18 protein-coding genes are annotated in these 19,545 nt (G+C 75.9%); 5 read left to right on the top strand and 13 right to left on the bottom strand.

All coding sequences use genetic code 11. The annotated features are described in order from the left end of the window. Position 1: 1 nt before the first annotated feature. From shc to hpnC, 5 genes are read right to left on the bottom strand one after another with little or no spacing between them, the layout of a single operon-like run. On the bottom strand, positions 2 to 1,939 hold the full coding sequence (gene shc, locus H505_RS0101725) for a squalene--hopene cyclase (protein ID WP_026400581.1): 1,938 nt from the start codon (positions 1,937 to 1,939) through the stop codon (positions 2 to 4). Then, the gene (locus tag H505_RS0101720) at positions 1,939 to 3,018 is read right to left on the bottom strand and encodes a polyprenyl synthetase family protein (RefSeq protein WP_026400580.1); all 1,080 of its coding nucleotides are present in this window, start codon (positions 3,016 to 3,018) and stop codon (positions 1,939 to 1,941) included. The genes shc and H505_RS0101720 overlap by 1 nt, the downstream gene beginning before the upstream one ends. Next, the gene (gene hpnE, locus H505_RS39300; protein WP_233617895.1) at positions 3,015 to 4,334 is read right to left on the bottom strand and encodes a hydroxysqualene dehydroxylase HpnE; all 1,320 of its coding nucleotides are present in this window, start codon (positions 4,332 to 4,334) and stop codon (positions 3,015 to 3,017) included. Before hpnE ends, H505_RS0101720 begins: the two co-directional genes overlap by 4 nt. Beyond that, positions 4,331 to 5,248: a presqualene diphosphate synthase HpnD gene (gene hpnD, locus H505_RS0101710; RefSeq protein WP_051300026.1), complete on the bottom strand. Its 918-nt coding sequence runs from the start codon at positions 5,246 to 5,248 to the stop codon at positions 4,331 to 4,333. The genes hpnE and hpnD overlap by 4 nt, the downstream gene beginning before the upstream one ends. Beyond that, positions 5,245 to 6,108, bottom strand: a complete 864-nt coding sequence (gene hpnC, locus H505_RS0101705) for a squalene synthase HpnC (RefSeq protein WP_245592405.1) — start codon at positions 6,106 to 6,108, stop codon at positions 5,245 to 5,247. Before hpnC ends, hpnD begins: the two co-directional genes overlap by 4 nt. Before the next feature lie 118 nt (positions 6,109 to 6,226). Here hpnC and H505_RS0101700 point away from each other — a divergent pair, with 118 nt between their 5' ends. After that, the gene (locus H505_RS0101700; RefSeq protein WP_026400577.1) at positions 6,227 to 7,210 is read left to right on the top strand and encodes a DUF2804 domain-containing protein; all 984 of its coding nucleotides are present in this window, start codon (positions 6,227 to 6,229) and stop codon (positions 7,208 to 7,210) included. A gap of 3 nt (positions 7,211 to 7,213) precedes the next feature. Here H505_RS0101700 and H505_RS0101695 read toward each other — a convergent pair whose 3' ends face one another. The 5 genes from H505_RS0101695 to H505_RS39290 all read right to left on the bottom strand — a co-directional run bounded on the left by H505_RS0101695 (position 7,214) and on the right by H505_RS39290 (position 13,076). Next, positions 7,214 to 8,947 carry a glycoside hydrolase family 2 protein gene (locus H505_RS0101695; RefSeq protein WP_026400576.1) on the bottom strand — a complete coding sequence of 578 codons (1,734 nt, stop codon included), beginning with the start codon at positions 8,945 to 8,947 and terminating at the stop codon, positions 7,214 to 7,216. Further along, the gene (locus H505_RS49630; protein ID WP_157432858.1) at positions 8,944 to 9,174 is read right to left on the bottom strand and encodes a hypothetical protein; all 231 of its coding nucleotides are present in this window, start codon (positions 9,172 to 9,174) and stop codon (positions 8,944 to 8,946) included. The genes H505_RS0101695 and H505_RS49630 overlap by 4 nt, the downstream gene beginning before the upstream one ends. A 219-nt stretch (positions 9,175 to 9,393) precedes the next feature. Continuing rightward, a complete protein-coding gene (locus H505_RS39295) occupies positions 9,394 to 10,311 on the bottom strand; it encodes an aminoglycoside phosphotransferase family protein (RefSeq protein ID WP_169528782.1) in 918 nt (305 codons plus the stop codon). A gap of 24 nt (positions 10,312 to 10,335) precedes the next feature. Then, the gene (locus H505_RS0101680; protein WP_026400575.1) at positions 10,336 to 12,624 is read right to left on the bottom strand and encodes an NACHT domain-containing protein; all 2,289 of its coding nucleotides are present in this window, start codon (positions 12,622 to 12,624) and stop codon (positions 10,336 to 10,338) included. Continuing rightward, the gene (locus tag H505_RS39290; RefSeq protein WP_157432857.1) at positions 12,621 to 13,076 is read right to left on the bottom strand and encodes a hypothetical protein; all 456 of its coding nucleotides are present in this window, start codon (positions 13,074 to 13,076) and stop codon (positions 12,621 to 12,623) included. Before H505_RS39290 ends, H505_RS0101680 begins: the two co-directional genes overlap by 4 nt. A gap of 256 nt (positions 13,077 to 13,332) precedes the next feature. Here H505_RS39290 and H505_RS0101670 point away from each other — a divergent pair, with 256 nt between their 5' ends. Continuing rightward, entirely contained in the window at positions 13,333 to 13,935 is a 603-nt protein-coding gene (locus tag H505_RS0101670) for a TetR/AcrR family transcriptional regulator (protein ID WP_026400574.1), read from the top strand. Here the strand turns inward: H505_RS0101670 and H505_RS0101665 are convergent. Continuing rightward, positions 13,922 to 15,067, bottom strand: coding sequence for a glycosyltransferase (locus tag H505_RS0101665; RefSeq protein ID WP_026400573.1), 1,146 nt, complete (start codon positions 15,065 to 15,067; stop codon positions 13,922 to 13,924). The genes H505_RS0101670 and H505_RS0101665 overlap by 14 nt on opposite strands. Before the next feature lie 205 nt (positions 15,068 to 15,272). Continuing rightward, a complete protein-coding gene (locus tag H505_RS0101660; protein ID WP_026400572.1) occupies positions 15,273 to 15,677 on the bottom strand; it encodes a cupin domain-containing protein in 405 nt (134 codons plus the stop codon). Between the two features lie 76 nt (positions 15,678 to 15,753). On the opposite strand from H505_RS0101660, the gene H505_RS0101655 reads away from it, so the two are divergent. After that, positions 15,754 to 16,731 (top strand): GlxA family transcriptional regulator, encoded by a 978-nt coding sequence (locus H505_RS0101655; protein WP_245592404.1) that lies wholly within the window; start codon positions 15,754 to 15,756, stop codon positions 16,729 to 16,731. A 14-nt stretch (positions 16,732 to 16,745) separates the two neighbouring features. On the opposite strand, the gene H505_RS0101650 is transcribed toward H505_RS0101655, so the two are convergent. Beyond that, positions 16,746 to 17,510 carry a TetR/AcrR family transcriptional regulator gene (locus H505_RS0101650; RefSeq protein ID WP_026400570.1) on the bottom strand — a complete coding sequence of 255 codons (765 nt, stop codon included), beginning with the start codon at positions 17,508 to 17,510 and terminating at the stop codon, positions 16,746 to 16,748. A gap of 146 nt (positions 17,511 to 17,656) precedes the next feature. On the opposite strand from H505_RS0101650, the gene H505_RS0101645 reads away from it, so the two are divergent. After that, a complete protein-coding gene (locus H505_RS0101645; protein ID WP_026400569.1) occupies positions 17,657 to 18,649 on the top strand; it encodes a daunorubicin resistance protein DrrA family ABC transporter ATP-binding protein in 993 nt (330 codons plus the stop codon). After that, positions 18,646 to 19,473, top strand: coding sequence for an ABC transporter permease (locus tag H505_RS0101640; protein ID WP_026400568.1), 828 nt, complete (start codon positions 18,646 to 18,648; stop codon positions 19,471 to 19,473). The genes H505_RS0101645 and H505_RS0101640 overlap by 4 nt, the downstream gene beginning before the upstream one ends. Positions 19,474 to 19,545 lie beyond the last annotated feature (72 nt).

The raw sequence follows: 19,545 nt of genomic DNA, 5'->3' as shown, positions 1-19,545 counted from the left end.
GTCAGGTCTCCCGGACGTACCGGCCGAGCGCGCTGACGGGGAACACCAGCCGGTACAGGTGGTAGTTGATGTAGAAGTCGCCGGGGAATCCGGTGCCGGTGAAGTGGTCCTCGTCCCACGTGCCGTCCGGCCGCTGCCGGTCGACCAGCCAGCGGACGCCGCGGTCGACGGCCGCGCCGCGCTCGCCGGCGGCGAGCAGGGCCAGCAGCGCCCACGCGGTCTGCGACGGCGTCGACGCGCCGCGCCCGATCCATCCCGGGTCGTCGTAGGAGCGCAGGTCCTCGCCCCAGCCGCCGTCGGCCCGCTGGTGGCGCTCCAGCCACCGGACGGCGCGGCGGATCGCGGGCTTCTCCGGCCGGACGCCCGCCGCGATCAGCGCGGGCACCACGGCGCCCGTCCCGTACACGTGGTTGGCGCCCCAGCGGCCGAACCACGAGCCGTCCCGCTCCTGCGCCTTCAGCAGCCACACCACGGCGCGCTTCACGGTGAGCGAGTCGGCCATGCCGCGCCGGGCGAGGGCCTCGACGACGTGCGCGGTGACGTCGGCGGACGGCGGGTCGATGACCTCGCCGAAGTCGCAGAACGGCAGCCGCCGGCACAGCCCGCGGGTGTTGTCGGCGTCGAACGCGGCGAACCCGCCGTCCTTCGACGCCATCCCCGCCATCCAGCGGACGGCCCGCTCGATCGCGGGCTCGGCGTCCGGGAACCCGACGCGGTCGAGCGCGAGGATCGCCTCGGCGGTGTCGTCGGTGTCGGGGTAGACGTCGTTGTCGAACTCGAACGCCCACCCGCCGGGCGGCAGCCCCGGGCGCCGCACCGACCAGTCGCCGGGCCCGTGGACCTCCTCGCCGAGCACCCACGCGGCGGCGCGCCGCTGCGCCGGGTCGTCGCCGGGGACGCCCGCGTCGGCGAGCGCGTTCATCGCCAGGACCGTGTCCCACACGGGCGACTGGCACGCCTCCAGGCGGCGGCCCTCGCCGTCGCGGATCGTGAACCGCTCCAGGCCCGCGAGCCCCCGCTTCATGATCGGGTGGTCGTTGCGGTAGCCGAGCAGGTGCAGCGCGATCAGCGAGTACACCCACGGCGGCTGGATGCCGCCCCAGCAGCCGTCCGCCTCCTGCCGCGCGATGATCCACTCGCCGGCGCGGCGCAGCGCCGCGTCCCGCAGCCCCCGGACGGGGCGCCGCTCGTACACGTGCAGCGCCCGGTCGAGCGCCCGGAACGCCTCGTCCCAGCCCGGCAGCCCCCGCCGCCCGGACGGACGCGCGGTGCGCGCGGCCCGCAGCTCCGGCAGGTCGAACGGCAGCGGCCGGACGGGACGCAGCGACCCGACGACCGTCAGCGGGACGATCGTCTGCCGCGCCCAGCACGCGAAGTCGTACACGTTCAGCGGGAACCAGCGCGGCAGGAACACCAGCTCCGGCGGCAGCACCGGCAGGTCGTCCCAGGACCACTCGCCGAACATCGCCAGCCAGAACCTCGTGAACACCCGCGTCGCGGGCACCCCGCCGTTCGCCCGGACGTACGCGGACGCCCGCTCCATGTGCGGCTCGTCGGGGGCGTCCCCGGCGAGCCGCAGCGCCACGTACGCCTCGACGGTGGTGGACAGGTCGGACGGGCCGCCGTGGAAGGTCGCCCACGTGCCGTCCGCGGTCTGCTGCGAGCGGATCCAGCGGGCCGCCTCCCGCGTGTCGTCCGCGGTGCGGACGCCGAGGAACTCGCGCAGCAGCAGGTCCTCGGCGTCCATCGTGACGTTCGTCTGGAGCTCGCCCTTCCACCAGCCCTCGGGGGACTGGAGGGCGAGCAGGCGGTCGCGGGCGGCGGCGAGCGCCTCGGCGGGCGTCCGCACCGCCGCGGCCGCCGCCGCCGACTTCTGCTTCGTCTTCGTCGTGGTCTTCGGTGCCGTTCCGGTGCTTTCCGTCGGTTCTGTCGTCGTCATCAGTGATCCCGTCCTGTGACGAAGTCGGCGATGTGCAGGAACTCCTCGCGGACCGCGGCGGGCAGGCCCGCCGACGCGATCCGGGCGGCGGCGCGCTCGACGCGGCGGCCCGCCTCCGCCTCGGCCCAGGCCCGCCCGCCGGACGCCTCGACGAGCCGCGCCATCTCCTCCAGCCGGGCGAGCTCCGCGTCGGCCGCGTCGTCGGCGACGTCGCGGGCCGCGTCGCGGGCCGCCTCCCCGTCGGCGTCGTCCGCGCCGGGCGGCGCCGCGTACAGGCCGGCGAGCCGCTCGGACTGCGGCGTCCCGGCGTTCAGCGCGGCCACGACCGGCAGCGACAGCTTGCGCGACCGCAGGTCCGACAGCGCGGGCTTGCCGGTGACCTTCGGGTCGCCCCAGATGCCGAGCAGGTCGTCGACGAGCTGGAACGCGATGCCGAGGTCGGCGCCGAACTCGGCGAGCGCGGTGCACAGCGGCTCGGGCGCCCCGTCCAGGACGGCGCCGATCGCGCACGAGCACGCCAGCAGCGCGGCCGTCTTGTCCGACGCCATCGCCACGCACTCGTCCAGGCCGACGGTGCGGCGCGACTCGAACTCCAGGTCGCGGGCCTGCCCGCCGATGAGCCGCCGCGTCGCGGCCGCGAGGGAGCGCGCCGCGCGGCCCGAGCCCTGCCCGGGCGCCTCCAGCAGCACCTCGCCCGCCAGCGACAGCAGCGCGTCGCCCGCGAGGATCGCGTCGGCCTCGCCGAACACCGCCCACGCCGCCGGCCGGTGCCGGCGGGTGCGGTCGCCGTCCATGATGTCGTCGTGCAGCAGCGAGAACGCGTGCGTCAGCTCCACGGCGACCGCGGCCGGCAGCGCGCCCTCCTGCGGCGCGCCCGCCGCCCGCGCCGACAGCAGCGCCAGCGCGGGCCGCAGCGCCTTGCCCGCCGGGGCCGCCCGCGGGTGCCCCTCCGCGTCGGCCCAGCCGAGATGGTAGGCCGCGACCCGGTAGGTGCGCGGATCGAGGCGGCCGACCGCGGCGCGCAGCGCCCCGTCGACCAGCCCCCGGACATCGGTCATCGAGACCGGAACGGTCGTCACCGGTCCCTCACCCCCTCCAGGTGGCGGCGGACCAGCCGAGCGGCGGTCAGGCCGCTGCGCACTGCGCCCTCCATGGTGTCGGGCCAGCCCGTGTCGGTCCACGCGCCGGCCAGGAACAGGCCCGGGGCCCTCGTGGCGGCCGCCGGGCGCACCGCCCCGCTGCCGGGACGCTGCCGGAACGTCGCGCGCCGCTCCCGCGTCACGAACAGCTCCCGCACCCGGGCGTCCCGCGCGGCGGGCAGCAGCCGCGCCAGCTCCGGGACGAACCGGTCGCGCAGCTCCGCGGTCGGCCGGTCGATCCAGCGGTCGGCGGCCGACAGCGAGACCGCCAGGTACTGGCCGTCCCGCAGGCCGCTCACTCCCGTCCGGTCGAAGACCCACTGGACGGGCGAGCCCACCGCCGCGGCGAACGGCTCGCCCATGACCGGACGGTCGTAGACGACGTGCACGTTGACGATCGGGCTCGAGTCCAGCTCCCGCCAGCGCAGCGGGTCCGGCAGCGCCTCCGCGGGCAGCACCTTCGCCGCCGCGTCGTGCGGCACCGCGACGATCACCGCGTCCGCCGCGATCGGGACGCCGTCCACCACGACCTTCGGGTCGGCGGTGACCGCCTCGACCTTCGCCTTCAGCCGGACCGTGCCGCCCATCTCGGCGATGCGGCGCAGCGCCGGGCCGCCGTGCAGCTCCTCCAGCGGGACGACCGGGACGCCGATGTCGGCGGCGTCCGCGCGGCCGAACAGCGCGCGGCGGCACACCAGCGCCGACAGCCCCAGCGCGGCGTCGTCCACCTCCGCGTTGAGCGCCGCCGTGATGAACAGCCCCCACAGCGCCTCGCGCGCCCACCGGGACTGCCCCCGCGCCGCCAGCCACGGCCCGGCCGCGATCCGGTCGAGCCGCGCGTCCTCCGGGTCGAGCCGCCGCAGCGCCGCCGCCCCCCGCATCGCCCGCAGCCGCTCGCCGGGCGCCAGGTGCGGGTAGCCCGCCAGCGCGGGCAGCAGGTGCAGCGGGCCCGGCAGCCGCGACCGCGTCAGCCGCGCCGCCGCCGCGCCGGGCCGCAGCACCGTCACGTCGAACCGGTCCTGGACGTCCACGAGGTGGTCGGCGCCGAGCCGCTGCAGCAGCCCCTGGTACGCGGTGCAGCAGCGCAGGAACACGTGCTGCCCGTTGTCGACGCTCAACTCGCCGCGCTCGAACGAGTGCGTCGCGCCGCCCAGCCACGGCCGCGCCTCCAGCAGCGTCACCGGGACGCCCGCCTCCCGCAGCGCGATCGCCGCGCTGATGCCGGCGAGGCCGCCGCCCACGATCACCACGCTCACCGCTCCACCCCCGTCAGCGCGCGCGCCGCCACGACCGCCTTCTGCCACGTCGGCAGGGACGCCCGGGTGTTCAGCGCGGTCGCGGGCCGCGCCGCGATGTTCTCCAGCAGCCGCCGGTAGATCCCGGCCATGGCGGCGGTGCAGGCCGCGCTGCGGCGGTCCAGCAGCGGAAGCAGCCGCATGCCCTCCGCGTACCAGGTCCGCGCGCGATCCGCCTGGAACGCCACCAGCTCGTTCAACCGCCACGGCGGGTCGACGAACATGCCGGAGTCGTCCAGGTCCAGCGTGCAGTCGAACCGCTTCAGGTCCTCGGTCGGCACGTAGATGCGCCCCGCGAGCCGGTCCTCGCGCAGGTCCCGCAGGATGTTGGTGAGCTGTAACGCGATGCCGAGGGAGTCCGCGAGCGCCTCCGCGCGCAGCCGCCCCTGCGACCCGAAGATCGCGAGCGACAGCCGGCCGACCGTCCCCGCCACCTGCCGGCAGTACCCCAGCAGGTCGTCGAACGTCTCGTAGTCCGCGCCGCGCACGTCGCTCTCGCAGCCGTCGATCAGCTCGTCGAACGCCTCCAGCGGGATCGGGTAGCGGGCCGCCGCGTCCGCGAGCGCCGTCAGCACCGGGTGCCCCTCCAGCACCGCCGCGTCCGCCCGCCGCTCCAGGACGTCCCGCACCGCCGCGATCCGGCCCCGCGACCGGTCCAGCAGGTCGAGCCGCACGCACGCCGGCTCCGGCCCGTCCCCGATGTCGTCGACCCCCCGCGCGAACGCGTAGACGGCGCTCATCGCCCGCCGCTTCGGGACGGGCATCAGCCGGATCCCGTAGCCGAAGTTGCGGGCCTCCTCGCGCACCACCCGCTCGCAGTGCCGATACGCCTCCACCACACGCTCGGACCGCTCGCACGCCTCCGAGACCGTCATCGCTCACCCCTCCCCAATGCGCGTGCCCAACCGGCCGCCAGCGCGGCCCGGCGCGGACGCGGCGCCCCCGACAGGACGTCGTAGCGGCCCCGCGCCAGCCCGCCGAGCGCCGCGCGGCCCCCGGCCACGTATCCCGCCACGGCGAACCGCGCCCACCCCGACAGCCCCGCCATCAGCGGCGGCGCCCCCCGGTCCAGCAGGTCGCGGGCCCGTGCCGCCTCCAGCGCCACGACGCCCCGCAGCCGCGTCGGCGTCCTCGTCCGCCCCAGGTCGCCGTCCGTGCAGCCGAACCGCCGCAGGTCCGCCGCCGGCAGGTACACCCGGCCGCGCCGGAAGTCCTCCCCGACGTCCTGGCAGTGCTCGATCACCTGCAGCGCCGTGCAGACCCGGTCGGACGCCTCCTCCAGCCCCCGGCCGTCCGCGCCGAACACGTGCAGGACGATCCGGCCCACCGGGTCCGCCGAGAGCCGGCAGTACGCGACCAGCTCGTCCCACGTCTCGTACCGGTGGACGGTCTGGTCCTGCCGGTTCGCCTGGACGATCCGGCGGAACGGGTCCTGCGGGACGGCCCGCGCGCGGACGGTCCGCGCCAGCCTGCGGAGCTGCGGCAGTTCGGGCGCGACGCCCGCGTACACCCGGTCCAGGTCGTCGTCCACCAGTTGCAGCAGCTTGCCCCGCTGCTCCTCCGGCGCCTCGTCCCCGATGTCGTCGACGAGCCGGGCGAACCCGTACACCGCCAGCAGATCGGCCCGGTGCCGCCGGGGCAGCAGCCGCGCCGCCACCGGGAAGTTCTCCCGCGCCGCGAGCCCGGCCAGCGCCCGGTCGTGCTCCTCGGCGTTCCAGGACGAATCAGTGATCACCACTGTGAGATGAGCGCGCACGGCACCCGAAAAACTCTGATCAAGGTATGGACTTGGTGAATCGTGCGCGTGTCGGACCGGGTGACCGGGCCCGCGGCGACCCCGATAGCCTCGGGGGATGCGCGAGCGAGAGATCGTCCGGCCCGTCGACCTCTGCCTGCCCGACGGGCGGCTGAACCCCGCCGCCGTCGGCTGGACGCGCCGCCCCCTGCACCGCGCCAACCTGCGCGGCTGGGGCCGCGCCAAGCGGTGGGAGTACTGGGGGATCGTCACGCCGCACCACATCGTGGGGCTCGTCGCGTCCTCGCTCGACTACGCGGGCGTCCACGGCGTGTACGTCCTCGACCGCGAGACCGGCGAGGAACTGGCCCGGGACGCGGTCGTCCCGTTCGCGCGCGGCGCGTCCTTCCCCGACCGCAGCGGCACCGGCACCGCGTCCGTGCGCGGCGGCGGCGTCGCGGTCGGCACCCGCGAGGAGCGGGACGGCACCCGGCTGCGGGCCGTCGCGCCCGCCATCGGCGTCGACCTCGACCTCACGGTGCCGGTGCCGGACGGGCACGAGTCGCTCGGCGTCGTCGTCCCGTGGACCGCGAACCGCTTCCAGTACACGGTGAAGGACGTGGGCCGGCCCGTCCACGGTACGCTGCGGCTGCCGTCCGGCGCCGTCGAGGTGAAGGCCGGCGACGCGTTCGCCGTCCTCGACCACGGGCGCGGCAAGTGGCCGTACCGGATGACGTGGAACTGGGCGGCCGCCGCGGCGCCCGGCCTCGCCCTGCAGTTCGGCGGCCAGTGGACCGACGGCACCGGCATGACGGAGAACGCCCTGTTCGTGAACGGCCGCCTGCACAAGATCGGCGACGAGCTCGACTGGGACTACGACCGCACCGACTGGCTCCGCCCCTGGACGATCACCGGCCCGCGCGTGCAGGCCGAATTCCACCCGTTCCACGAGAAGGTCGCGAAGACCGAACTGGGCGTCGTCGGCAGCGAGACCCACCAGTGCTTCGGCACGTTCACCGGCCGCGCCCGCACCGACGACGGCGCCTGGATCGACCTCGACGGCCTCACCGGCTGGGCCGAGGAGGCCCGCCAGCGCTGGTGACGCCTACAGCCGGAGCCGCCGGTTCACGCCGCGCACGAGCCGCTCCGGCAGCTTGCACACCCGCCGGTCGTAGGTGAGCAGCCCGTTCAGCTCGTCCTCGACGTCCGACAGCTGCGTGTACACCGTCGCGCTCAGCCCGCGCGGGATCGCCGGGACGATCTCCCGCGCGTGCAGCCGCGCGAACGCCCCGCCGAGCCGCGCCGCGTCGTGGAACCGCCGGTAGCCGAAGTCCTCGTCGTTCCACGCGTGCCCGTCGACCCGCAGGTTGTACCCGCCGTACTCCGACAGCACCAGCACCCGGCCGTCGCGCCGCCGCGGCACCCGGAACCGGCGGAAGTAGACGTGCAGGCTCCGCAGGTCGCCGCCGCCCTGGTCGTGCCATCCGCTCGCGTGGTCGACGGTCCGCGTCGGGTCGAGCTCCGCCACCTCCCGGGCGACGTCCGCCGCGTCGAACTGCCCCCAGCCCTCGTTGAACGGCACCCACACCGCGATGCTCACGACGTTCCGCAGGTGCTCGACGGTCCCGCGCAGCTCCTCCCGGAACCGCTCGCGCGCCGCCGCGTCCGCCCGCCCGAACCGCCGGTGCCCCCGGTCGCCGGAGTCGTCCAGCCGGACGGGCAGGAACGCCGGGGCCGTCACGATCTCGGGGCGGTACGGGTCGCCGCCGTTCACGCAGTCCTGCCAGACGAGGACGCCGAGGCGGTCGCAGTGGTGGTACCAGCGCAGCGGCTCCACCTTGATGTGCTTGCGCAGCATCGTGAACCCGAGCCGCTTCATCGTCGCGATGTCGTGCACCAGGGCCGCGTCGGACGGCGCCGTGTACAGCCCGTCCGGCCAGTACCCCTGGTCGAGGACGCCCGCGTGGAAGTACGGGCGCCCGTTGAGGAGAAGGCGCGGGACCCCGTTCTCGTCCGGGCCGACCCCGAACGAACGCATGCCGAAGTAGCTCCGCACGATGTCGTCGCCCAGTTCGACGGTGACGTCGTAAAGGAACGGGTCCTCGGGCGTCCATTCGCGGACGTCGTCCAACGGTATCCGTACCGGTGTCCCCGCAGGCGCTTGGGCGCGCGCCACCGTCCGTCCGTCCGCGTCCACCGCCACCCGGGCCTCGCCGCCCGCGGCGTGGACGGTGACCTCGACGCACGAGTCGTCCAGGTGCGGGACGAGCGTCAGCCGCTCCACGTGCAGGTCGGGCACCCGCTCCGCCCACACCGTCTGCCAGATGCCCGACTGCGGCGTGTACCAGATGCCGCCGCGCTCCAGCCGCTGCTTGCCCCGCCCCCGGTCGCCGGTGTCGGACGGGTCGCGCACCTCGACGACGAGCGTGTTCGGCGCCCCGCCGTCGCGGAGCAGCCCGGTGACGTCGAACGCGAACGGCAGGTAGCCGCCGTCGTGCGTCCCCGCCTCGGCGCCGTTCACCGTCACCCGGCACCACTGGTCGACGGCGCCGAAGTGCAGCAGCACCCGCCCGCCCGCCCCGTCCGGCGGCGTGAACTCCCGCCGGTACCAGAGCGTGTCGCCGGGCGGCAGCCGCCGGTTCACGCCCGACAGCGGCGCCTCGGGGGAGAACGGCACGATGATCTCGCCGTCGAAGGCGTCCGGCTCGTCCGGCGCGAACGCGTACTCCCAGCGGCCGTTCAGGTTCAGGTACCCGCCCCGGACCAGCTGCGGCCGCGGATACTCCGGCAGCACCTCGTCCGGATCGAGCTCCTCGCCCCACGGCGTCGTCAGCGTCATCCCACCGTCTCCCTCGTCCGCGCGCCCCGCCGCAGCGCCGGCACCGGCGGGACGATCAGCACCGGCACCGCCGCCGCGCCCAGGAAGATCCCCGACATCAGCACCAGTCCCGCGCCCGTCACCGCCGACGCGCCCGTCAGCACCACGGCCGGCACCACCGCGTACCCCTCGATGCGCAGGTACTGGCCTGCGGTGGGGGCGCCGAGCGGCCGAGCCGCTCGGCGCACCTCTTACCGGCGCCGCCATGCGGGGAGCATGGCTCGATTCTAGGAGCGGGTGAAGGGCGGCTCGGCGAACACGCGATCAAGCCACCCGAACCCGCCGTCACCGTGGCGGTCAGCATGACGAGTCCGAGGAGGACCGGCATCGTCCGGACCCGGCGGCCGAGCCGAACGTCGTTCTCCCGCATCACGGGGCGAACCGTACAGCGTTCGTTCACCTCGCGTTCAGGACAGTCTCGGCAGCAGCAGGCGCGCCACGTCCAGCGCCCGGCCGCCCGGCTCGCCGCCCTGCGCCTCCCACACCTCCGACAGCACGCACGACGCGAAACCCCACGCCGCGGCCCGCTCCGGCGGCATCCCGAGCCCGTCCGCGAGCCGCTCCAGCCGCGCGGGCACGAGGTCGACCAGCCGCTCGTCCCGCTCCCCGGGATCGGGGTTGTACAGCACGGGCCCGATCTCGTAGCCGCGGTCGCCCACGAGGCCGTGCGGGTCGATCGCCAGCCACGGCTCCCGGCCGCCCCGCAGGACGTTGTCGTGGTGCAGGTCCCCGTGCAGGACGAACCGCTCGTCCGAGTCCGCGCACAGTTCGCCGAACAGCCGCCCGGCCCGCTCCACCAGGTCCCGCGGCAGCGGATCGTCCCCGGGGTACCGGCGCAGGTGCCCGGCGAACGCGGCGCCCTCCGCCTCGACCGCCGGGAGCCCGCAGTCCGGCGGCGCGGGCCGGTGCAGCCGCCGCATGACCTCGACGAGCGCGGCCGTCGCGTCGCCGTCGCGCTCCGGCACCAGGTCCCGCAGCATCGTCCCCGGCTCGGCCCGCTCCAGCAGCAGCGCCCCGCGCTCCGCGTCGTACGCGAGCAGCCGCACCGCGCCGCGCCCGCCGAAACCCTCGAGCGCGGCGGCCTCGTGCGCCAGGTGCCCCGGTTCGGCCGGCCCGAGCTTCAGCACCGCCGCCGTCCCGTCCTCCCGCCGGACGGCCGCGACCCAGTGGTAGCTCAGGACGAACGGCTCCCCGACGTCCAGCCCCCAGTCGCGCGCGACCTCCTTCACCAGCCGCGGCAGTCGGTCCAGCCACCGCCTGCCCACATCGCCCCACGTGTTCACGGCGTTCCGCGCGAGTTCGTCCACGATCGTCCAGCCTGCCATCACGGGGAGGGAACGCGCCCGCATTCAGGAGCGCAGGAACTCGCGGACGTTCAGCAGGTGGTCGTAGGCCACGTGGGGCTCCTGCCAGGAGAGCGTGACCGTGCAGTCGGCATCGTCCAGGCGCTTGAGGGAGACGGTCAGGGACCGGGCGTCGTCGGGGAAGTCGTCGCTGCGCACGGTGTCGGAGTCGAGGCGGAGCAGGTGCCTGCGGAGCACGACGCGCGTCACCGTGCGGCCCCCGGCGGCGGCGGTGAACTCGACGGCGGCGCCGGTGCAGGCCCCCGGCAGGTCGAGGATGCTGGACAGCTCGCCGAGGGGGAGCCGTTCGTCGCCGTCCTCCACCGCGAACTCCGTCGTCCGGGTCGCCCCGGGCGGCAGCGTCCAGTTCTGGAAGCGCACCGTGACGTACGTCCCCTGCACGTCCGGAGCCGACGTCTCGACGGTCTCGGCGGGCCGGTCGCCGGACCGGTAGCGCAGCGACGCCGACGACAGCGGCGCGGTCAGCAGGACGGTGGCCAGCAGGACCCCCGCCACCTGCAGCCCGACCCGCGCGGCGGGGACCGACCGGGGCGGGAGCCCGCGGCCCGCGGCCCGCTCCGGCTCCGGCTCGCGGAGGACGGCGTCGGCGCCCAACCGGTCGCGCAGCAGCGCGTGCCGGAACTGGTAGACCGCCCCCACCTGGCGCAGCGCGCCGCGCTCGTGCGCGTCCCGGAGGAAGCCGACCAGCCCGAACGGCAGCCGCCCGATCAGCGCGAACCACGTCCGGGACAGGACGAACGTGCCCCAGGCGGTGCTCGCCAGCGCCCCGACGGCGAACATCGCCGCCAGCCCCAGCGCGTACCCGGCCGTCTTGGCCGCGCTCGCGTCCAGCCCCGCGCCGAACCACGTCCCGATGAGCAGCCCGGCGGCGACCGCCACCAGCAGCGCCCACCCCGCCGAGCCGCCGCGCAGCCGCCGCAGCAGCGCCACCGGGTCCGTCAGGTCCCGCCCGCCGGCGAGCGCCGCCGTCGCGCCCGGGACCAGGGACCCGGCGGCGACCAGCGCGAACCACGCGGCGGCGACGAGGCCCCGGCCCGCGCCGAACATCGACCCGAACACCAGCCCGCCGGCCAGCGCGAACGGCACCGTCAGCAGCAGCGCCGACGGGAGCGTCCAGATCTCCCCCCAGGACAGGTCCGCCGTGCCGTGCCGCCGCATCCGCCGGGCGAGGAAGCCCAGCCACCGCCGCGCCCGGTCGGCCCGGTACGCGGGCCGCTGCGCCGGCGCGTAGACGGCCGGGACGAACCGGTCGATCAGGTGCTCCTCCACCGCCTCCCGGGACGGGAACCGCTCCGCGTCCAGCAGTTCCGCCGGGTCGGTCGCGGGGGACAGGTAGGCCGTGCGGAGCAGCTCCACCATGAGCGGCGTGGACAGCGCCTTCCCGACCGGCCCCTCCGGGTCGTCCACCAGCCGGGCGAGCAGCGGCTCCCAGCGGACGTCGCCGTCGATCGCGGCGGCCCGCAGGTAGGCGGCGGCGTCCTCGGCCTCGACGTCGCCGATCTCCACGACGGGCGCCCGGCTCAGCGGGCTGCCGCTCGTCCCGACGGTCTCCTCGTACTCGTGGCCCCGGCAGGTGAGGACGAGCGGCCGGTCGTCGTCGGTCCACCTGTCGACGCGCTCCACCAGCGTGGCCCGCAGGTGCGGCGCGAGCTCGTCGAGGCCGTCCAGGACGGGCATCACCTTCCGCGCCCGGAGGAGGTGCGCCGCGGTCTCCGGGGCGAGCCACGGATGGTCCTCCGCGAGGCGCCCCGCCATCCAGTCGTCCAGCGACGGCTCCGGCGTCCACGACGACAGCGGCAGCAGGACGGGGACCGGCTCGCGCGGGTCGTCCGGGTCCACCAGGTCGAGCAGCAGCCGGACCGCCAGCACGGTCTTGCCCGCGCCCGCCGCGCCCAGCACGACCAGGTGCCGCACCGGCAACCCGCGGAACCGCTCGGCCAGTTCGGAGACGTCGCCCCGCAGGTCGTCCCGCGCGGCCCCGGTGGGCTGGACGGGGCGGCCCGTGCTCGCCCAGGCCAGCCGCAGCCGCTCGGGGGCGCGCCGGAAAAGGATCGTCGACTCGGCCGTCCACCGGTGCCGCACCTCGTTCGCGAGCCGCCCCACCGCCGCGTCCGTCCGGGCCTCCGGCGCCGCCCCGACGACGACGTCGCCGCCCACGTAGCCGACCACCAGCGCGTCGCCCTGGACGGTCGCCCCTTCGAGGGACAGCCGCGCCTCGGGCCTCGCCGCACGGGAGGCCCGGCGCCGCCGGCCGCGGTTCGGACGGTCGCTCACTCGGGACGCGTCTCCAGATCGCCGTCGACGGACCCGGCCTGGAACACGTCGCCGTCGACCCGGGACCCGCGCACCGAGGTCCGGTCCGCCGCCGCGCCGTCCGCGGGCTCCGCGGCGTCCCGCGGCGGGCGGCCCCGCGAGGACCGCGAACCGCCCAGCCGGACGCTCCCGCCGACCCGGCCCACGTTGGCGACCGACCCGCCGACGACCGATCCGTGCACGGCGACACCGTCCGGGGGTTCCCCGCCCGGGCCGTCCCCGCCGGACGTCCCGCCGCGGCGCAGCATCCCCGCCGCGGTCAGGCCCAGGCCCGCGATCGCGGCCACCGCCGCGATGACGCTGCCCAGCTTGTCCGCGTCGTCGAGGCCCTTCGCGAGAAAGAGCCCGCCTGCCCCCAGCACGAGCACGCCCGTCACCACGAGAACGGCCCGCGACCCCACCACTCGGCGCATAGCAGACCCCAATCTTCAGGACCCACAAGATACAACGCCGGCCCGCCCCGAACGGCTCGATCTGTAATGGCCGAAAACCACGTGTCAAGGCGCCGAAAAGGGCGGTCCGCGGGCGGCGGCCACGGCGGAGACATGCGCGGGGGCGCGCCCATCAGCGCGGACGGGGCCCCGGGTCGGCCGATCACCGCGAAACCGGGAAGGCCAATGCGAACGCGCCGCCGCAATTATCCCTCCTTGGGTGCGGCAGAATGGGGACGTGCCGAGGACGGTGGACAAGCAGGCCCGCCGCCGCGTCGTCGCGGACGCACTGTTCCGCATCGCCGCGCGGGAAGGGCTGGACGGCGTCAGCATGCGGACGGTCGCGACCGAAGCGGGATTCTCGCTCGGCGCGGTGCAGCGCTACTTCCAGACCAAGGACGAGATGCTGCGGTTCGCGTTCGAACAGGCGGCGGACGCCGCGCGGGAGCGGCTCGCCGCGATCCGGGCCGCGCCCGGCGGCCGGGCGTTCCCCGAGGAGCTGCGCCGGGCGATGCTCGCCTACCTGCCGGCCGACGAGGGCCGCCTCGCCGAAGCGCGGATCTGGGCGGCGTTCCACGCCGAGGCCGCGGTCCGGCCCGCGTTCGCCGACGCTCTCAACGAACTCGACGCCGAGGCCCGCGCGAACCTGCGCACCGCGATCGCGCTGGCCCAGCGGGCGGGCGAACTCCCGGCCGACCGGCCCCCCGAGGAGCTGGCCGAGCTGATCCTCGTCCTGCTGGACGGCCTGTGGTGGAGCGCGGTCCGCCGCCCGCCCGGCGCCCCGCTGACCGCGCAGCGCGGCGTGATCGACACCGCGATCGCGATGCTCACCGCGTCCTGACGGCGACCCGTCCCTTCCAGGCGCCGCCGCGCCCCGCGCGGTGCCGGCGCGCCGAGTCGACGGTCATGGCCGCGTACGCCACCGCGACCAGCGGGAGCAGCGGGGCGCGCAGCGGCGAGAGCCCGTGGTGGCGCAGCATCGGCGCGTACGTGCCCGCCATGACCGTCCACGCGGCGGCCCCGGGGACGGCCGCCGCCGGGTCGCCCGCGAGGACCCCGGCCGCCGCGGCGGCGGGCGGGACCGCGAACAGCAGCAGCAGGCCCAGCACCGTGCCCGCCAGCAGCGCGGGGGAGTAGCGGAGCTGGTGGTAGGCGCTGCGCGCGACCATGTCCCACAGGTCGGTGGGGCGCGGGTAGCGCCGCCGGCTGACGACGTCCCGGTCGAGGTCGAGGCGGCACCGGCCGCCCGCCCGCTTCACCAGCCGCCCCAGCGCCACGTCGTCGATCAGCGCGCCGCGGATCGCGTCGAGCCCGCCCGCCCGCTCCAGCACGGCCCGGCGCACCAGCATGCAGCCGCCCGCGGCGGCCGCCGTCCGCGCCCCGGGGCGGCCGACGCGGCGGAACGGGTACAGCAGCGCGAAGAAGTACACGAACGCCGGGACGAGCGCCCGCTCCCACGGGGTGCGGGTGCCGAGCACCGCCATCCGCGACACCAGGTCGCGCCCGTCCCCGGCGGCCCGCACGAGCCGCTCCACGGTCCCGGGCGCGCAGGCGATGTCGGCGTCGGTGAACAGGACGAACTCCGGGCGGCCCGCCGCGCGGAGCCCCTCCCGCATCGCCCACACCTTGCCCGCCCAGCCGTCCGGACGCTCGGCCGCCCGGACCACGTCCAGCCGCACCGCCGCCCCCGCGGCGAGCCGCCGCGCGGCGCCGGCCGTCCCGTCGGTGCTCCCGTCGTCGACCAGCACCACCCGGAAGCGGCCGGGGTAGCGCTGCGCGAGCAGGGTCGGCAGCGTCTCCGGCAGGACCGCCGCCTCGTCGCGCGCGGGCACCACCGCCGCGACGTCCGGCCACGCGTCCGGTTCCGGCCCCTCCGGGGCGGTCGGTCCCGTGCGCCAGAACCCGCCGTGACCTGCGGCGAGATAGGCCCACCCGGCGAGCGCCGCGAGCGCGAGGACGTCCAGGATCTCCACCGCCGCAGCGTCGCACGCCGCACCGCCCCGGCCAAGGACCCGCCCGCGGCACACGGCCGCGCCCGCCGGTTTCGAGCGGGTTCGAGCGGCTTCTGGGGTCCCTCCCCGGCGGCGGGTGCCCGGGCGGCCGGTCTCGCCGAGCCTGCCTTGCCTCGGCGGTCGGGCCGCGGTCAGTCCAGGCGGAGCGGCCGGGCGGAGGGGCGGGTCAGCCGGTGGGGGTGCGGAGGGTGTGGCCGGTGGTGGCGTCGACGTGGGCGGGGACGTCGTCGTGGCGGTCGCCGACGCTGAGGGTGCCGGACGGCTCGAACAGCAGGATCGAGGCGCCGCCGGGCGCGGACGGGCGGTGCTCGACGCCGCGCGGGACGACGAACACCGCGCCCTTCGGCAGGACGACCGTCCGTTCGGCGCCCGCCTCGCGGAGGGCGATCGCGAGTTCGCCGTCGAGCACGAGGAAGAACTCGTCGGTGTCGTCGTGCGCGTGCCAGACGTGGTCGCCGTGGACCTTGGCGACGCGGACGTCGTAGTCGTTCACGCGCGTGACGATGCGGGGGCTCCACAGCTCCTCGAAGGTGCGGAGCGCGGCGTGCAGGTCGATGGGTCGGTCGTTCATGCGATCACCCTGCCGTTCGGCGGGGCTCCCGCGTGAGTGCTAGAAATGGCGTATGCCGCAAGGATCCTCGCATCGCGTGGCGATGATCGTCGACGCCGGGTCGAACCCGTTCGAGCTGGGCGTGGTGACCGAGCTGTTCGGCCTGCGCCGTCCCGAGCTGGGGCGGCCGTGGTACGACTTCACGCTCTGCGCTCCCGGCGGCCGGGCCGTGATGCACGAGGAGTTCTTCACGATGTCCGGCATCCCGGACCTGGACGCCGCCGACCGGGCGGACACCGTGATCGTCCCGAACCGGCCGGATCCCGAGGCCGAGCCCGCGCCGGCCGTGCTCGCCGCCGTCCGCCGGGCCGCGGCGCGGGGCGCGCGCCTCGTCGGGCTGTGCACCGGCGCGTTCGTCCTCGCCGCCGCGGGCGTCCTCGACGGCCGCCGCGCCACCGCCCACTGGCGCTGGGCCGACGCGCTCCGCGCCCGGTTCCCGGACGTGCGCCTCGAGCCGGACGTCCTGTTCGTCGACGACGGCGACGTGCTGACGTCCGCGGGCAGCGCCGCCGCCCTCGACCTGTGCCTGCACGTGGTGCGCCGCGACCACGGCGCGGAGGTCGCGAACGCGGTGAGCCGCCGGCTGGTGTTCGCCGGCCACCGCGACGGCGGCCAGCGCCAGTTCGTCGAGCGCGCGCTCCCGGACGTCCCGGACGCGTCGCTCGCGCCCGTCCTGGCCTGGGCGCGCGAGCGGCTCGACCGCCCGCTCACCGTGGCGGGCCTGGCGGCGCGCGCGGCGGTCAGCCCGGCCACGCTGCACCGCCGCTTCCGGGCCGAGCTCGGCACCACCCCGCTCGCGTGGCTCACCGCGGAGCGGGTCGCGCTGGCCTGCCGCCTCATCGAGCGCGGCGAACCGGGCCTGGACGCGGTCGCGCGTGCGAGCGGCCTCGGCACGTCCGCGAACCTGCGCGCCCAGATGCGGCGGCACACCGGCCTCGCCCCGTCGGCGTACCGCGACCGGTACGCCCGCGCCGAACCGGCCGCGCTCGCGGTGTCGCGGGGGCGGCCCGCCTGAGGCGAGGCGCGGCGTCAGTCCGCGTGCTCGTCGAAGTAGGACTCGAAGCCGTCGTGCAGGCGGTTCAGGCCGAACTCGAAGAGCTCCTCGTAGGACCAGCCGAAGGTGTCCTCGTCGAGGGCGGCCATGGTCGGGAAGCGGCCGCTGAGCATCGCCTTCTCCAGGGTGGGCGCCTGCGCGGCCCAGAATTCCTCGGCGCTGAGGCCGGTGCGCTCCACGGCGCGGCGCTCGTTGAGGTAGCTGCGGGCCACGCCCATCACGTAGTCGCTCTGCGCGCCGACCATCATCATCAGCGACCGGTCCTCGATGCCGCGGCGCCGGAGCAGGCCGAGGACGCGGTCGAGGCCGCGCAGCGAGTTGGGCCCGAGGATCGAGCGGCTCTGGTCGACGAACGGGTACCAGGGGTGGTCCATGCACAGCCGCCACCGGTGGCGGGCCTCGGCCGCGAGGACCTCGCGCCAGCCGCGGCCGCCGTCGTCCGGGTCGGGCTCGTAGTCGGCGATGACGCGGTCGAGCATGAGGTCCAGGAGTTCGGCCTTGCCCGGGACGTAGCGGTAGAGCGACATCGTGCCGACGCCTAGGCGGGCGGCGATGGCGCGCATGGTGAGGGCTTGGAGGCCCTCGGTGCCGGCCAGCTCGTCGGCGGTGGCCACGGCGGCGGCGACGATCGCGTCGAGGGTGAGCGCGGGCGGACGTCCGCGGGGCGGCCGGGCGCGGTCGTCCCACAGCAGCTTCAGGCTGCGCTCGGGGTCGCTGTGGTCGCCGTGGGCGGTCGTCATCGTTCGTCCTGCTCTTCCCGTGTGCGGTGCTGCCGGGGACCGACGCTACCGCTCCGGGCCGCGCGAAAACCGGTTGCGTCGCCGAACCCTTCGAGTATTGTGTACGCAAATTAGCGTACGTGATACGCGAAGTGGCGGGAGAAAGCATGCCGGAGAACGCGATCCTCTGCGAGGGGGTCCGCAAGCACTACGGAGACAAACGCGCGCTCGACGGCTTCGACCTCGCGGTGCCGGCGGGCACCGTCTACGGCCTGCTCGGGCCGAACGGGGCCGGGAAGACCACCGCCGTGCGCATCCTGACCACGCTCGTCCGCCCGACCGGCGGCCGGGCCGAGGTCGCCGGGGTCGACGTCGCCGCGCACCCCCGGCGGGTGCGGCGCCGGATCGGGCTGGCGGGGCAGCACGCCGCGCTGGACGAGGTCCTGACGGGACGGCAGAACCTGCGCATGTTCGGCCGCCTGTTCCACCTGGGGCGCGCCCGGGCGGCGGCGCGGGCCGACGAGCTGCTGGAGCGGTTCGACCTGGTCGAGGCCGCCGACAAGGGGATCAAGGAGTACAGCGGCGGGATGCGCCGCCGCCTCGACCTCGCCGCCGCGATGATCCTCGCGCCGGACGTCCTGTTCCTCGACGAGCCCACCACCGGGCTCGACCCCCGCGCCCGCAACGAGGTCTGGCACTCGGTGCGGTCCCTGGTCGAGCAGGGCACGACCGTCCTGCTCACGACCCAGTACCTGGACGAGGCCGACCGGCTCGCCGGGCGCATCGCGGTCCTCGACCGGGGGCGGGTCATCGCCGACGACACCCCGGACGGGCTGAAGCGGCTCGTCGGCGCGGACCGGATCGAGGTGGTGGTGCGCGACCCCGCGGACCTGCCCGCGGCGGCGGCCGTCGTCGCCCGCGTCACCGCCGCCGAGCCGGGCGTCGAGCCGGCGACGGCGCGGGTGCACGCGCCGGTGGCCGACGGGGTGGCCGCGCTGACCGAGGCCGCCCGGACCCTGCAGGACGACGGCGTCGCGGTGGCCGACATCGGGCTGCGGCGGCCCACGCTGGACGAGGTGTTCCTGCGGCTCACGGGGCACCCGGCCGACGACGAGAGCGAGACCGGGACCACGACGACGAAGGAAGGGGCGCGGACGTGAGCGTCCGGGACAGGACCGCCGACGAGACCCTCGGCGACCGGCTCTACTGGGCCTTCGCGGACTGCTGGACGATCGTCCTGCGGGGCCTCACCCACTACGTCCGGCAGCCGAGCAACATCGCCTGGCAGCTCGGCTTCCCGATCGTCTCGGTGCTGCTGTTCGGGTACGTGTTCGGCAGCGCGATGTCGGTCCCCGGCGGGGGCGACTACCGCGAGTTCCTCATGCCGGGGATGTTCGGCATGACGATGGCGATGGGGTTCATGAACACCGCGTACGCCGTCGTGTACGAGAACACCCGCGGCGTCACCGACCGGTTCCGGTCGATGCCGATGGCGCCGTCCGCGGTCGTCACCGGACGCGGCGTCGGCGACCTCATCGGCGCGTGCCTCGACCTGCTCGTGCTGTTCCTGACGGCGCTGGCGATCGGGTGGCGCGCCGACGGCGGGCTCCTCCCGACCTTCGCCGCGTTCGGCCTGTTCCTGCTGCTGCGCTTCGGGCTGATCTGGATCGGCATCCTGCTGGGCCTGCTGATCCCGAACGAGGAGGCCGCCGGGAGCCTGTTCGCGGTGGCGTTCCCGTTCGCGATGATCTCGAGCGCGTTCGTCGCGCCGTCCCTCATGCCGGACTGGCTGGGCGCGGTCGCGATGTGGAACCCCGTCTCGTCGACGGTGACCGCCGCCCGCGAGCTGTTCGGCAACCCGGCGGCGGTCGGCGACACCTGGATCGAGCAGAACGCCCTGCTGATGGCGATCGTCTGGCCGATCGTCATCACGGCGGTCTTCCTGCCCCTGGCCGTCCGCCGCTACCAGAACCTCAGCCGGTAGGAGGCGGCGCGGCCCTCCGGCGTCCCGCCGCCGGTGTCGAAAATCCCGGACGAACCGGCCCCGGGTGTCGGA

It is taken from the genome of Actinomadura rifamycini DSM 43936 (genome assembly GCF_000425065.1).
Lineage (GTDB): Bacteria > Actinomycetota > Actinomycetes > Streptosporangiales > Streptosporangiaceae > Spirillospora > Spirillospora rifamycini.
This window is presented reverse-complemented; position numbering and strand designations above follow the sequence as displayed.